Origin of the sequence: Paenibacillus sp. BSR1-1, assembly GCF_030403775.1 — a bacterium.
In the GTDB taxonomy this organism is placed as follows: domain Bacteria; phylum Bacillota; class Bacilli; order Bacillales; family Cytobacillaceae; genus Neobacillus.
The window spans coordinates 1-14,977 of sequence record NZ_JAQMWQ010000017.1; the positions used below are offsets into that span (position 1 = coordinate 1).

The 14,977-nt window shown below is 37.5% G+C and carries 17 protein-coding genes; all 17 read right to left on the reverse strand.

The annotated features are described in order from the left end of the window. Positions 1–148 precede the first annotated feature (148 nt). Positions 149–1,123: an ROK family glucokinase gene (locus PH210_RS20280; RefSeq protein WP_289988004.1), complete on the reverse strand. Its 975-nt coding sequence runs from the start codon at positions 1,121–1,123 to the stop codon at positions 149–151. A 15-nt stretch (positions 1,124–1,138) separates the two neighbouring features. Continuing rightward, positions 1,139–1,345, reverse strand: a complete 207-nt coding sequence (locus PH210_RS20285) for a YqgQ family protein (RefSeq protein WP_289988005.1) — start codon at positions 1,343–1,345, stop codon at positions 1,139–1,141. A gap of 118 nt (positions 1,346–1,463) precedes the next feature. Further along, positions 1,464–3,011 (reverse strand): rhomboid family intramembrane serine protease, encoded by a 1,548-nt coding sequence (locus PH210_RS20290; protein ID WP_289988006.1) that lies wholly within the window; start codon positions 3,009–3,011, stop codon positions 1,464–1,466. Between the two features lie 86 nt (positions 3,012–3,097). After that, the gene (yqgO, locus tag PH210_RS20295; protein WP_289988007.1) at positions 3,098–3,292 is read right to left on the reverse strand and encodes a protein YqgO; all 195 of its coding nucleotides are present in this window, start codon (positions 3,290–3,292) and stop codon (positions 3,098–3,100) included. A 60-nt stretch (positions 3,293–3,352) separates the two neighbouring features. Beyond that, positions 3,353–4,306 carry an L-lactate dehydrogenase gene (locus PH210_RS20300; protein ID WP_289988008.1) on the reverse strand — a complete coding sequence of 318 codons (954 nt, stop codon included), beginning with the start codon at positions 4,304–4,306 and terminating at the stop codon, positions 3,353–3,355. A gap of 130 nt (positions 4,307–4,436) precedes the next feature. Further along, positions 4,437–5,198, reverse strand: a complete 762-nt coding sequence (locus tag PH210_RS20305) for a DUF92 domain-containing protein (protein ID WP_289988009.1) — start codon at positions 5,196–5,198, stop codon at positions 4,437–4,439. 21 nt (positions 5,199–5,219) lie between these two features. Beyond that, positions 5,220–5,786, reverse strand: a complete 567-nt coding sequence (locus PH210_RS20310) for a 5-formyltetrahydrofolate cyclo-ligase (RefSeq protein ID WP_289988010.1) — start codon at positions 5,784–5,786, stop codon at positions 5,220–5,222. Positions 5,787–5,840: 54 nt separating this feature from the next. Next, on the reverse strand, positions 5,841–5,990 hold the full coding sequence (rpmG, locus tag PH210_RS20315) for a 50S ribosomal protein L33 (protein ID WP_015594975.1): 150 nt from the start codon (positions 5,988–5,990) through the stop codon (positions 5,841–5,843). 54 nt (positions 5,991–6,044) lie between these two features. After that, a complete protein-coding gene (locus PH210_RS20320) occupies positions 6,045–6,677 on the reverse strand; it encodes a hypothetical protein (RefSeq protein WP_289988011.1) in 633 nt (210 codons plus the stop codon). A 104-nt stretch (positions 6,678–6,781) separates the two neighbouring features. Then, the gene (locus PH210_RS20325; protein WP_289988012.1) at positions 6,782–7,327 is read right to left on the reverse strand and encodes a DUF4912 domain-containing protein; all 546 of its coding nucleotides are present in this window, start codon (positions 7,325–7,327) and stop codon (positions 6,782–6,784) included. Positions 7,328–7,487: 160 nt separating this feature from the next. Beyond that, positions 7,488–8,147, reverse strand: a complete 660-nt coding sequence (phoU, locus tag PH210_RS20330; protein ID WP_289988013.1) for a phosphate signaling complex protein PhoU — start codon at positions 8,145–8,147, stop codon at positions 7,488–7,490. Between the two features lie 13 nt (positions 8,148–8,160). After that, positions 8,161–8,934 (reverse strand): phosphate ABC transporter ATP-binding protein PstB, encoded by a 774-nt coding sequence (gene pstB / locus PH210_RS20335; protein ID WP_289988014.1) that lies wholly within the window; start codon positions 8,932–8,934, stop codon positions 8,161–8,163. A 12-nt stretch (positions 8,935–8,946) separates the two neighbouring features. Next, complete coding sequence (gene pstB / locus PH210_RS20340) at positions 8,947–9,768, reverse strand: phosphate ABC transporter ATP-binding protein PstB (protein ID WP_483312130.1); 822 nt, start codon at positions 9,766–9,768, stop codon at positions 8,947–8,949. Positions 9,769–9,784: 16 nt separating this feature from the next. After that, positions 9,785–10,672, reverse strand: a complete 888-nt coding sequence (gene pstA, locus PH210_RS20345) for a phosphate ABC transporter permease PstA (RefSeq protein ID WP_289988015.1) — start codon at positions 10,670–10,672, stop codon at positions 9,785–9,787. After that, positions 10,672–11,592 carry a phosphate ABC transporter permease subunit PstC gene (gene pstC, locus PH210_RS20350; RefSeq protein ID WP_483312131.1) on the reverse strand — a complete coding sequence of 307 codons (921 nt, stop codon included), beginning with the start codon at positions 11,590–11,592 and terminating at the stop codon, positions 10,672–10,674. The genes pstA and pstC overlap by 1 nt, the downstream gene beginning before the upstream one ends. A 77-nt stretch (positions 11,593–11,669) precedes the next feature. Beyond that, positions 11,670–12,584: a phosphate ABC transporter substrate-binding protein gene (locus tag PH210_RS20355; protein WP_483312132.1), complete on the reverse strand. Its 915-nt coding sequence runs from the start codon at positions 12,582–12,584 to the stop codon at positions 11,670–11,672. Positions 12,585–12,786: 202 nt separating this feature from the next. Further along, the gene (locus PH210_RS20360; protein WP_483312133.1) at positions 12,787–14,841 is read right to left on the reverse strand and encodes a peptidoglycan D,D-transpeptidase FtsI family protein; all 2,055 of its coding nucleotides are present in this window, start codon (positions 14,839–14,841) and stop codon (positions 12,787–12,789) included. Positions 14,842–14,977: the final 136 nt, after the last annotated feature.

The following is a 14,977-nucleotide window of genomic DNA, read 5'->3' on the forward strand; positions in this document are numbered from 1 at the left end:
ATGTATCACTACAATTATAAAAGATTCCAAAAACGACTAAACCATCGTGCTCCAGTTGAATATCGGATCACGATGGCTGCATAGTCTTTTTAGGGCTGTCTACTTGACGGGGTTAAGTCCAATATATGCAGGCTTTTTCCTAATGCTCTTACAGGTTTAAGTTATTTTTAATGAGATATGCCGCTCCAAGTACTCCAGCATCATTTCCCAACGTAGCAACCGCAAGCTTAGTAGAATCCTTTACTGATGAGAATGCATATTTTTCAAAGTTTTCTCTGACAGACTTCAATAAAATATCACCAGCTTTTGATACACCGCCGCCCAGAACGATTTTTTCAGGATTAAGGGTATTTGCAATATTGGCCAAAGCAAATCCTAAATGGAATGAAACATCATCTAATACCTTTTTAGCCAATAAATCACCATTTCGTGCAGAATCAAAAACATCTTTTGCGGTAATATTTCCATTTGCTGCATGCTTTTCAGCTAATTCTCCATTTGATCCGTCTATTAAAAGTGCTTCATTGCCCAAACGAACAATGCCAGTTGCTGAGGCAACTGTTTCCAAACAGCCTGTCTTCCCACAATTGCACGGAGCCCCGCCAAAAGGAATGGAGGTGATATGGCCAATTTCTCCCGCAGCACCGTTTACCCCTTGGACAATATTTCCGTTTGCAATGACCCCACCGCCAACACCAGTTCCCAGGGTGACACAAACCAGGTCCTTCGCTCCATTACCTGCTCCCTGCCACATTTCTCCTAATGCTGCACAGTTGGCATCATTTTCAATTACTGCTGGCAGGGAAGTTGCTGCCTCTAAGCTTTCTTTAAGCGGGTAGTTATCCTTCCATCCAAGGTTGACAACATTTAAAATAATTCCTGTTTTATAATCTACTGGTCCAGGTGCTCCCATTCCGATTCCAATTAATTGTTCTCGGTTGGCACCAAGTTCATTTAGTTTTTCATTGATTGATTTTGCAATATTAGAAGTGATGTTTTGACCTTCATTCGAATTATCTGTTGGAATTTCCCATTTATGTACGATAACTCCATTCATTGATATAAAGGCAATTTTGGTCGTTGTTCCACCCAAATCAACCCCTGCGAACCACTGATCTGACATTTATCTCACCTATCTTTATAATTGACTTTTTTCTTTTAGAAATTGTATTTCTTGTCTTAAAATTAAAAGGGCTGTTTGATATTCCCTTTGCTCAATTAATTGGGCTTGAAACAACTCCGTTAATTCCGCTTCCATTAGCTCTAGGTCTGCGACTCGATCTCCGATATAAATGATCGTTCCAAATTTCTTTAAAAATTGTTGAATTTCATAAACCGTTTTCATTTTGAATCCCCTTAATTTATTAAATGGAGGAAAAAATATTATAGAAAAAGTATACCGTATGCCACATTTCTCCTCAAGGAAATATATTTTGAACAACGGTTAATTAAAATTTAAAGGATCACTGTCCTCCATTTTCTTTGATAAACTGGACTAGTTTTGCAAAATCCTGGTTATCTGGTTCTAATTTTAGTGCCTTTTCTGCATTTGTTTTGGCTTCCTTAATATCATTTTCATTTAAGTTTACCAATGCCAGATAATAATAGGCTGCAGCCGTATTTGGTTCTAGTTTTACGACTGTTTGCAAATGATTTTTTGCATCCGGATACAACTTTTCCTTATATTCAACAAAGGATAAGATTAAATATAATTTTTCAGAAGGATTGACTCCCGTCTCTTCGAAATTCTTTAATGTATCATATGCCTGGTCATATTTTTCTTGATGAATATACTCCTGTGCCATCGAAATAGCAGATTTTTCACCAATAGCCCTTGATGAATTACTAAATCCATAATATAACGAACCCCATAAAATAATAGCTGAAATAATAAAAATGAATATTTGCAAACCTATCTTGCGTTTTTTAGGGAGATGTAAAATCCCTGCAGCCAGGAATCCACCGAACAGCCCTCCTAGATGACCTGCATTATCAATTCCTGATGATGAGAACCCAAAAATGAGATTGATTGCCAGGACAAAAATTATATTAAATCCCATGGTCCGGAGGAATAATTTAGGATAGATTACCCCGAAATAAAGCAAGGCCCCAAAACAGCCAAAAATAGCACCACTTGCCCCTGCAGATAAATTATAACTGAATATAAAACTGGCAATAACGCCAGTAACTCCAGCAAACAAATAAATCAATAAAAAACGGACATTACCAAATATTCGTTCCACTGTCGTTCCAAGAAAATATAACGCAAGAGAATTCATGGCCAAATGAACAAATCCAATATGAAGAAATACGGGAGTTATAAACCTCCACCATTCTCCTTCGTATATTAGCTGGTTCATTTTTGCTCCATATTTAATAAGAGTTGCTGTATTTGTACTTCCACCATTCAGTTGAAGCCAGAGAAAAACCGCAATTTGCATAATAAGTAATAAATAAGTAATAATCGGTTTCCCTTGCATGAAAAGGGCCTTCTCTGAATTCACCTTTTGTACGGCAAGTCCCAAAGCTGTTTTCTTAAGCATGTCAACTTCCAATTCAGTTATTTCATCATTAATTGGAAATTGAACGTCTTTTTGCAGCAGGGTAGAAATTTCCCGGAATCCTGAGTCATATTCATTCATTGCTAATAATATTGAACGAACTGTTGTTTTATTGGCGTCTGAATTCACATATGGAGTTGAAAGACGGTATTGATACTCATCCACAGGTGGATATTGACTTACATAAATGTTTACTACAAGTAATTCATGACGGCCAATTTGCTTTCGAACTCTTTCCCCATTCATAGCGGTGAACTCAATATCTCTTTGCATCGCATTGCTCCAAGCTAAATCATGGAGGAGCACTCTAATTATGGGGGCATGTTTATTTTCTAATTTTTCAAGCCATAGCTCTTTTTGATTCTCGAATAATTGAATAATTCTATAGCCATGATCTGCTATTAACGCATAGGCCAGCTTCCAGAATATGTACCCTTCTTTATTATTCATTTCTCACCAACTTTCTATTAAGCTCTTTTTCTTCATTATAAACGAAATGAACAAGGTTCATTAATAAAAAAAACCATCTGTGGTTTTCACCATTCAGATGGTCCTCCAAACACCGATTGCATCATTTTTCGCTTCACACCTGGCAAACTCATTACGGAACCAACCGCAATTCTCCGCATCCAGCTAGAACCTAACAAGACATTAATTAAACGATAACGGAAACGGAATACAAAATAACCAATTGACCCTATCATTAAAATAGATGTTAACATACGAGACATTATCATCCCTCCTGCTACTATTCTGTGAAGATGATAACTATTTTATCCAATAATAAACGATTAAATATTTTTTAAAACAGGCTCCATTGTTTTCTTTAATACATTTACAGAATGTGTAAACTTCTGTTTTTCATCTTCATTTAAATCAAGCTGGACAATCTGTTTAACTCCGTTTCGGTTTACCACAGCTGGTACTCCAATATATATATCCTTTTCACCATACTCACCATCTAAATAAGCGGAAACAGTTAAAACTGAATTTTCATTTTGTAGAACTGCTTTTGTCAATCTTACTAAGCCCATGGCAATGCCATAATAGGTAGCACCTTTTCGTTCAATGATATGGTAAGCTGCATCCCGGACATTTAAAAAGATTTGGTCAAGCTCTTCTTGTTTGAATGCCTCTTTATGTTTTGTCCATTCAGAGATCGAAGTACCTGCAATATCGGCGTGACTCCAAACTGGCAGCTCTGTATCACCGTGTTCCCCGATAATGTATGCATGGACATTTCTTGTATCAACGTCAAAATAATCTCCAAGTAAAAAGCGAAAACGTGCTGTATCTAAGATTGTACCTGAACCAATTACCCGTTCTTTTGGAAGGCCGGAAAACTTCCAGACAGCATAAGTTAAAATATCCACTGGATTGGTTGCTACTAGAAAAATACCATCAAAGCCGGATAACATAATCTCTTCGACGATCTCCTTAAAAATTCTTGTATTTTTCTCAACAAGGTCAAGCCGTGTTTCCCCTGGCTTTTGATTAGCACCTGCAGTGATAACTACAAGATCAGCATGCCCGCAATCCTCATAGCTGCCGTACCAGATTTTTGTTCGAGAAGGTGCAAAGGGTAAGCCATGATTTAAATCCATTGCATCTCCTTCCGCCTTATTTTTATTTAAGTCGATTAAAACAAGCTCTTCTGTAATGCCTTGATTTAATAAAGCAAATGCGTAACTTGAGCCGACAAACCCAGTTCCTATAAGAGCCACTCTATTTACACGATTTAACATAAAAATTCCTCCTACAAATCTGGTTTGGTTATTTTATTTGTTCACACTTAGATTGTATATCATTTCACAATCTTTTTTAACTGCAAAATTTAAATGAAACCGTTCACTCTTTTACAATTTTGTTAACCAATTAAAATGAAAGTCGGATGAGCCAAATCGCTAAAATTGCAGCTATTGAACCGGAAAGAAAATTAACCATATCATTATCCACGAATGGAACTCCTTTTATGCGGGTAGCAGGCTTACCACAGTGAACCTTTTTTTCAGTATGAATTCCACAGTTAACACATCTATATTCTTGTTGATAATAGGCACCAACTAAAGTATCTATGACATTCCCTAAATATCCAAACAAAAAAATAATCAAACCTTCGTATACAGGCAAATGAAACAAAAGCATTGTAAGGATTGCGATCAAAAGTGCCCCGCTTATTGCTGCTGCACTTCCTAATAAACTAATTGCCCCAGAGGTCCCCTTTTCAATTCGCTTAAAGGTTCGTATGTATATCGGATTATTACGGCTTAAACTTCCAATCTCAGAAGCCCACGTATCCGAATTAGCACTTGCAAGAGAGACGCTAAAACCCATTAACCAAAGACTATCATTGTGAAAATAATAAATAATACTAAAAAGGGCGGCAGCACCTCCATTTGCTGCAACCTGACGCCAATCCCTTGTCGTACCTTTTGCTAATTTTTCTTCAATGGAAGCTTTAGCCGCACTTTTATATTTTGACCAAAGGCTTGAAGTGGCAAAAAATGCCCCTAACAGGAACAGCCCCTTTACCCCAAAACCAATATAAACAGCAAGTCCAGTCAAAAAAGCCGCAATCGCACCTGACTTGGTTAAGGAGTTAAGTAAATATCCCGATGCACCGGTAATAAGGATCACCCCCAGTATCTAATGCCATCATCATTTTATATGAATGACCTCTTCGACAGTAACAATTTTTGAAACAGGAATATCATGCTCCTCAACATGAAATTCTGGAATCATTTGCTCATTAAAAGCAAGTGATAAGGTTATACCATTAAACTTAGTTAATAAGCGATCGTAGTAACCACCGCCAAAGCCCAAGCGGAAACCTTCTTTTGTAAAAGCTAAGCCAGGAACAATTAAAAGGTCAATATTGGCAGGATTCACCTCGGTTGTTAATTCCACAATGGGTTCGTATAAGCCATAAAAAACGGATTCTAACTGTGAAAATTGCGTTAATGTTCGAAATGATAACCTTTTTTCCTTCGGATAGCATTTGGGAACTACAACAGTTTTTCCATCTTCCCAAGCTTTTCGAATAATTTGATATGTATCGACCTCTGGCCGTTTTGAAACGGTGATTCCAATCACGTTTGCTTGCTTCCAATCGTTCTCATTATATACCCTAGTGGCAATTTTATAAGAATAATCCTCGTAAAGGGGTTTTGAAAGCTTTGAAAGTGTTTCTTTCATTTGATTACGCAGGGAGTTCTTATTATTCATCAATAGTGACCTCCATTTTTAGACAACAAAAAAAGCAGCAGGAAGCCCTACTGCTTATTTTGTTTCACGGTGTGCTGTTGTGCGCTTTTCTCTTGGGCAATATTTCTTAAGCTCAAGACGATCTGGGTTGTTACGTTTATTTTTTGTTGAAATATAGTTACGGTCTCCACACTCAGTGCAAGCTAACGTAATATTAACACGCATGTTATTTCCCTCCAAACGATTAAGCTAGTTCGTTCATACGACTTTTCTATAATATCATTTTTCAAAAGGAAATGCTAGTGTGTTTTTTAAAAGTCCTTGTTCCATTGTAATCAATTCATTTTTGCTCGATCCAGCAATTGTCCAAGCATTCATTTTTCTCGTCTCATGCTGACCCAATGACATTTTAATGGCGTAAATACTAGCAGCAGGGCCCCCAGTCATCGGCTGATATTTTAAGCTGCCTTTATTCAATGAACTCCAAATTTGGTCCGTATAGGCTGACCATTGCGGAATGGTAGTATATTCTTTCATACCAAATCCGTCAAATTTGGCATTAACCAGAAAAACACCTTCATCTGCAACATGAAAAATTCTATTATCTATCGGTGACACGAATGTTAAATTGTCTTGTTTAATATTCGCATAATGGTGCATTACTAAAACTTTGATCTCTTTCTTATGATTACTGTGATTACTTACAAAAACACTGGAAAAGCGAATTTTTGAATGAATAGGTTCATTTTTTACTTTTATAATCAATTCTTCATCAAAAATTACCTTTTCTGTACAATTATGAAGCCAATAATATTTTCCATTAACCCAAATACCGGGAATAAACTGAAGTGAATCAATGGCAGCCTGAGGTTCAAGAGACGGTTTATTATTTTGTGGATCTGTTAAGTTCATATCGCATACACCTTTTACAAATTATTTGTTGGTACAATTTCATCTGTTCATTAATAAATTTTCAGCTTTAAACGTTAAAACATGGATTTCGTGACATTGTTCTCTTACATGTTTTTGGCATCGAAATAATAACTATAGGTGCTTACATAATCCAGCCATTTCGGGGGATTTTCTTCATATCGCTGAAACTGTAATATGTCGTAATTAAGTCCACTTTCGCCTAATATTTCAAAAATGGGAGTTTGCAAGCAGTTTGACCTGAATAGCGGGAAAAAGCCAGTATCCGACATTTGAATACCTATTTCAGCAACATAGCGACGATTGGCAGCCAATCCTTTTACAAACCAATGACCCATTTGATAAGGAACTGTAATTTCGAAATAGTGGTGAGCATTTCTTCCATTGAAAAATAAATCAGAAACATCATAAATTCTAATAACCGTAACATGTTCCTCAAATCTGTAGTTAGAAAATAATTCAATTACTCTCTTGGCTACATTTGAAACATCCCAGAAGAGAAATAGTTTTCGAGGTGTGACAAGCTTGGCTATTAATTCACCTGTTTGAGGAATATAAGTTTGTGGCATAGGGTTATTTGAGGAGTTTTCTTCCTTCGTGGTTCGTTTATTTTTAATTATTTCATTAAACATAATTTCCTCCATTCTGCAAACATACATTATATGTGAAAAAAAACAAATTATTCCTTAATTGATAATTTAATCGTAACACCTAATAGGAAAGGAGACAATAAACGCAAATTGTCGCATTTTGCTTGTACTTCGACAAAAAAGGTGAAGCATTTGCTTCACCTTAGGCATTCAAATCTATACGTTGACCAGTTACGAGATAAATAACATTCTCTGCAATATTTGTAGAGTGATCTGCAATTCTTTCTAAAAATCTACAAACAAATGCTAATTGGATAATTTGGTTCGTGGAGCTGGGGTTTTGTGGAATGTACCCCAAAAGTTCCTGGATTAATCTTCCAAACATTTTATCCACTTCATCGTCTTTTTCTGCACATTTCTTAGCGATTGTAATATCTTCCGAATAATAAGCAGTGATCGACTCGGCAACCATATCTAAAGCCCTTTCCATCATATTCGGAATATCAACAAGTTCTTTAATATGCTTTTCTTCCCCAATATGAACTGCAGATTTGGCAATATTTACAGCCATATCAGCCATTCGCTCTACTTCAGACGATACTTTCAGTGCAACATTAATTTTCCTTAGGTCCGATGCAACAGGAGATTCTCTTGCAATTAGCAACAAAGCCTTATCATTTATTTCATGTTCCAACTCATTGATTTCACTATCAGCCTTAATAACATGTTTGGCTTTCTCAATATCCTGATTAATTAGGGCAATCATTGCTTCTTTAATTGCATACTCCGATTTACTAGCCATTTTTAAGAGCATTGATTTCAACTCTTTTAAATTTTGATCAAAGTTTGCTCTCGTACTCATATTCGTCACCTCATCATCCGAATCTTCCAGTAATATAGCCTTCTGTGCGTGAATCTTTAGGATTTGAAAAAATTGTTGAAGTAGAATCTAATTCTATTAATTCACCCATTAAAAAGAATGCAGTCTTATCTGAAACTCTAGAAGCTTGCTGCATGTTATGGGTAACAATTACAATCGTATATTTCTCTTTTAGTTCTAAAATCAATTCCTCGATTTTCAAGGTAGAAATAGGGTCCAGGGCGGAGGTCGGTTCATCCATTAACAGTACATCTGGTTTTGTCGCAAGTGCTCGTGCAATACATAATCTTTGCTGCTGACCCCCTGATAGCCCTAGCGCCGGAGCATGGAGACGGTCCTTTACTTCATCCCAAAGGGCCACATCCATTAAAGACTTCGTTACGATTTCATCCAAATCTTTCTTTCGTTTGACTCCATGAATCCTTGGGCCATAGGCGATATTATCATATATAGATTGTGGAAAAGGGTTACCCTTTTGGAAAACCATTCCAACGTGTTTTCTTAAGTCAACAAGATCGATTTTTTCATTTAATACATTCTGACCATTGAAATTAATTTCGCCCGTCATTTTTACATTTGGTACCATATTAATCATCAGGTTTAATGTTTTAATAAATGTAGACTTCCCGCAGCCTGAAGGACCGATAATAGCCGTTACCTCTTTTTTATTAATTGGAAAGTTAATGCTCTTTAAAGCATGGTGTTCTCCGTACCATAAATTAAGGTCTTTAATATCAAATACCTCTCTTGTTAATGTTCCGATTGACATACGGTCTCCTCCTTATCCAAACCTTCCAGAGATATATTCTTCTGTCTTTTTAACAGATGGGTTTGTAAAGATTTTTTCAGTAGCATCGTATTCAATTAAATCTCCACTTAAGAAGAAAGCAGTTTTATCAGAAATCCGGGAAGCCTGCTGCATATTGTGTGTAACGATGATGATAGAATAGTCCTTCTTTAAATCCACAATTAAATCCTCAACCTTAGCATTTGAAATAGGATCAAGCGCGGATGATGGTTCATCCAGAAGCATGACAGTCGGTTTCATTGCAATTGTTCGAGCAATGCAGAGACGCTGCTGCTGTCCCCCCGAAAGTGAAAGTGCCGACTTATGAAGCCTGTCCTTGACTTCATCCCATAATGCTGCTTTTTGAAGGCTCTCTTCGACAATTACATCAAGCTCACTTTTCTTTTTTATCCCGGCAAACTTAAGGGCATGAGTAATATTCTCATAGATGGATTTTGGGAAAGGGTTCGGCTTTTGAAACACCATGCCTATTTCTTTCCTTAAGGCAACAACATTTATATCCTCAGACAAAATATTCAGATCTTCATATATAATTTCACCTTTAGCCCTAGCTCCTGGAATAAGATCATTCATTCTATTGATACTTCGCAAAAAGGTAGACTTCCCGCAGCCTGAAGGACCAATGAGTGCCGTTACCGCATTTTTTTCTATATCCAACGTAATTCCGTTTACCGCCCGTTTTTCACCATAGAAAATCTCTAAATGATTTATTTGTAAAATTTGTTCATTTTGTTGTTGACTGTTATGATCTAAAAAATGATTTGTTATTGGTTCATCTTTAAACGCTGTAACCATTTTTTCTCCCCACCCTTTATTTAGTTGCTGTGATTTTCTTATGAATCATGCTTCCAATCCATCGGGCCAATAGGTTAAAAATTAATACTGATAGAACTAAAACCGCTGCGGCACCATTGGATACCTCTTCAACATCGGGAATCAATCCTTGGGTATTTACAGACCAAATGTGAACGGCAAGAGTTTCTGCCGGTCTAAAAATATTCAATGGAGAAGTATCAGAAAATGGATTCCAATTTGCATAATCAAGTCTTGGAGTGGAAAGACCTGCTGTAAACAATAATGCGGCCGCTTCACCAAACACACGGCCGGAAGCTAGGATTGCACCTGTTAATATCGATGGGAAAGCACTAGGTAATATAACCGTTTTAATCGTATGCCAACGGGTAATTCCAAGTGCCAAGCTTGCCTCTTTTAAATCACGAGGAACTGATCTAATTGCATCCTCACTGACCCGTACAATGACCGGCAGATTGAATACAGTAAGCGCTAAGGCACCTCCCAAAATGGTATAACCCCAGCCCGTTAAATTAACAAACATTAATAATCCAAACATTCCGATTACAATCGATGGAAGAGATGCTAATACTTCAATACATGAACGAATGATATCTGTTACTTTCCCCGGCTTAGCATACTCAGCCATATAAATTCCGCCGCCAATCCCTAGAGGAACAGCGATTAACATCGTAAGGAGTAAAATATAAAACGAATTGAATAATTGGTCTCGAATTCCTCCGCCTGCCCGAACATTACTTGAAGGCGATGTTAAGAAATCTAACGATACATGTTTAAGTCCATTAACTAAAATATAATAAAATAAGCCAACTAATATAGAAATGATAATAATAGCAATTGTTATAAATACACCTGTAGCGATACGATCGGCTGTTTTACTGTTCATTACATTTTCCTCCTTGAGGATAGATAGCGAATGAGGAGAATAAACGCGAACGACATGATTAATAAAATTAACCCCATTGACCAAAGTGTGTTATTTTCGACACTTCCGTAAGTGGTATGACCCATGTTTAAGGTTATAATCGTTGTTAATGTTGCAGATGCATCAAGGATATTTGATGGTATATCTCTAACGTTACCGATGACCATTTGTACAGCTAATGCTTCTCCAAATGCCCTTGCCATACCAAGAACGATGGCAGTAAGCAGATTGGGCATCGCTGCAGGGATTAACACTTTTCGAATTGTTTGCCAACGTGTTGCCCCAAGAGCATAAGAACCTTCACGTAAGTTCTTAGGCAATGAGCTCATTGCATCTGTCGCGATGGTTGTCACTGTCGGTAATATCATAATTGCTAAAACTATGGTTCCAGCAAGTAAACTAAATCCGAGTCCCCCCACATGCTCACGAATAAAAGGAACTAATACTGTAAGTCCGATGAATCCATAAACAACAGACGGGATGCCGACTAACAGTTCAATCACAGGCTGTAAGATTTTTTTGCCCCACGATGGAGCAATTTCTGTCATAAAGATCGCGCCGCCAATTCCTAACGGGGCAGCTACAAGTGCAGCTGCAAACGTTACAGCAAAGGAACCAAGGATAAACGGTAATGCCCCATATTGCGGGCTGGCTTGATTAGTGGGATTCCAGTGCTTACTGGTTATGAACTCAATAAGACTTACACCATTATGGATAAAGGATTGTAAACCTTTGGAACCGAGGAAAATAGTAATTGAGATAGTAACTGAAATCATGATTACAGCACATAAAATAACAAGAATCTTCCCGCGTAATTCTCCATCCATCCATTTCTTATTGGATTTCAACAATCTTTCTTTTGCAGGAATAAGCTTTTCCATAATACTTAACACCCCTAAAATACGTCATAATAGGGTAAATGCCATGCGCACTTACCCTAATGAAATTGTCCATCTAATTAGATGTCTTTTTGATTTCCTTTTGCATCACGTTCTACTTTCATTTTCGTTACCGGAAGATAACCTTGATCTTTTAATAAAGTGTTTTGAATATCATCTGACATCATATAATCAAGGAACTCTTTAGCAAGGTCTGTTGCCTCACCCTTTGTATAAGAGTGTTGATAAGCCCAAACTGGGAATTTACCAGATTGTACATTTTCATCAGTCGGTTCTACACCATCGATTGAAAGTGGAGTTACAGAATCATCAGTGAAATATGAGAATGCAAGGTAACCAATCGCACCATCAGTTTCATTAATAATCTTTTTTACCGTGTTTGATGAATCTTCTGTGATTCCTTCAGCAGGAGTTGCACCATCAAGTGCGAATTTATTGAATACTGCACGTGTACCAGAAGAGTCAGGACGGTTTACTAGAACGATCTTTTGGTCTTTACCGCCAAGTTCTTTCCAGTTGGTGATTTTTCCAGTGAAAACTTTAATTAAATCTTCTTTTTTAATATCTTTAATGCCTACTTTAGGGTTAACAGCTGCGGTCATACCAACAACTGCTACTTTATGGTCCACTAGCTTATCAGCCGGGATACCTTCTTTTTCTTCGGCGAATACGTCTGAGTTCCCAATTTGAACAGATCCTTCAGCAACCTGTGATAAGCCTGTACCAGATCCGCCTGCATTTACTTGAATATCAACTTTTGGATTTTCTGCCATAAACTCTTCAGCCGCTGCAGCTACTAATGGCTGCATAGCCGATGAACCTGAAACGACTAATGAGCCGGAAAGTTCTTTGGTCTCTGCAGTTTTTGGAGTTTTGTCTGTGCCCGCGGAATTATCTTTAGATGCTCCGCCGCCACATGCAGCAGTTATTACCATTAATGCCGATAAGGTCATACCAAGACCGAATTTTTTCATATTTTTCATTTCCATAATTCCCCCTAAGAATGTTGGTATATTCAATTTGTTTCTTTTTGTTGTGCCTTACATGAATAAGAATACTTCCTGACTGTTAACGTGGTTTTAATCTAATGTAAAGGTTGTGTAAATCAATGTTGAGATTATGTAAATTTATAATAAAAAAACACCTGTCTCTGACGGAGACAGGTGATAATATATATTATTGATTATTTTGATTAGTATCAGTGGTTTCAGTAGCTTGCCCTGTTTTCTTTAAGTTAAAATAAGCATCCAATACTCTACGGCCAATTATGTTATTGATGCTTGGGCCAGTATTCCCTTGATAGGCCCAGGGAACCAATACGGCAATAGCCACTTCAGGATTATCTGACGGAGCAAAGCTGACAAGACTTAAATTCATGACAGGTGTTCCCCATTTGCTTCTATCCTTCCCGTAATAAAATGCCTGTGCGGTTCCCGTTTTTCCGGCTGGGTGATACGGGGCACTTTTAAAGTAACTGACTGCCGTACCATCGCCAACCTGCATAACCATTCGAAAACCTTCTTGAACTCGCTTGATCCATTGATCCTTCATATCAATATGATTTAATACTTTGGGCTGGATGTCATCGATGATTGGACCCAATTCATTATTTTCCATTACGGGTTCACGAATTTGTTTGACGATATGCGGCTGTATTCTATTTCCCCCGTTCGCAATGGTGGACACATACTGGGCAAGCTGTAATGGTGTATACATATCATATTGCCCGATTGCTAAGTCCATTAATAAACCAGGCTTTTTTTCTGTGCCAGTTACCCCTGCCGTTTCACCAGGGAGGTCAATTCCTGTTCTTGAACCAAGGCCAAATTGACTAAAGGATCTGCGCATCGTTTCAAAGGCAGAATAATCTAAATCGATTGGTTGATTGTACTTATAATGCCCTCCCGCAATGGCAATGGCCGTTTTGAACATATAGACGTTTGATGAAACTTGAAGTGCTCTTAAATCATTGATGGCACCAAAGGTTTTCCAGGATTTTTTAACCTGTGTACCCTTTATTTTTATTGGTTCATCCACCTGAATGCTTCCGGGTTTAATCGCACCAGTTTTATATCCCGTTAATATTGTTGCACCTTTGACAGCCGATCCAACATTATAAGAGGAGGTAAAGTTACCTAGGGCATAATCCTGCATCTCCGTTTTACCTGTTTTTTTATTTTTTCCGATTTGTTTTCCAGCCATTGTTAAGATTTCACCGGTATGTGGATCCATGACGACCACAAAGGCTCTATCTAATAGGCCAGTATTCGGTTTTTGCTTGGCGCTCCACATTTCTTCTTCAATAATTTTTTCAGTTTGGAGCTGGAGATCCATATTGACGGTTAGAACAAGGTCCTTTCCTCGTTTCCCTTCGGAAACTACTTCTGTTGATAATATATTTCCCGACTTATCTGTAACGTTTTTTACTTTTGCTTTTTGACCATGAAGAACATCTTCGTATTTCTTTTCGAGATAACTTGTCCCTACGCGGTCGTTCCGGCTATAATCGCGGGCAAGATATTTATCTAAAAGCTCTTTCGGCAAGCCAGACTGGGAGGAAGAAACATCCCCTAGGATTGATTTCAACGTATCCTCAAAAGCATACTTGCGATCCCAGTCGGTGGTCGTATCAACACCTGGGAGGCTCTCCAGGTTTTCGCTGACAATCGCAAATTCCTCCGGTGTTACATCTTTATTCTTCACGATATGCGGAGTCAAGGCATAACCACTATTAAATTGTGTGTAAATGGCCAGTGTTTCAAGTTCTTTGCCTTGAATACTATTTATTTCATCATCGGTAACTCGGTCAAGCTGCTTTTTATAAATTTGTTTATCGTCTAATTTTTTTTCTTTAAATAAATCCCATTCTTTTTTAGTTATTTTTGCTTTGGCTTCTTTTGGGTGCTTTAATATCCAATAGTCCTTCTTATCGCGGATCGGAACTTTTGAAGTATCCATGGTTATTAACTTTGCTAATTTCTTCGCAGTATCAATCATTTCTTTTTGGGTTGATTTCTGAGTTTTAGTATAAGTAATCGCATTTAATGGGGTATTATCCACAATAACTTTTCCATTCCGGTCAAACATTTTTCCGCGTGGTACCGGGTTATTGACAGTTACATCTTCGGTCCGCTGAATTTCACGTTTAAAATCATCACCAAATACTATTTGTAATTCTCCAAGACGGAGAATTAGAACGGAGAAAAGCAGAAACACAACAAAGAATAACATGTTCAATCGGAACGGGACATGCGTCTTCTTTTTCTTTTTATTGTTCAAGGTCACACACACTTCCTTTTTTCAACGCTAACATAACTTTCTCTATTTTATTAGATAATGCTCCTTTTTTCTATGATTAACCCTTACC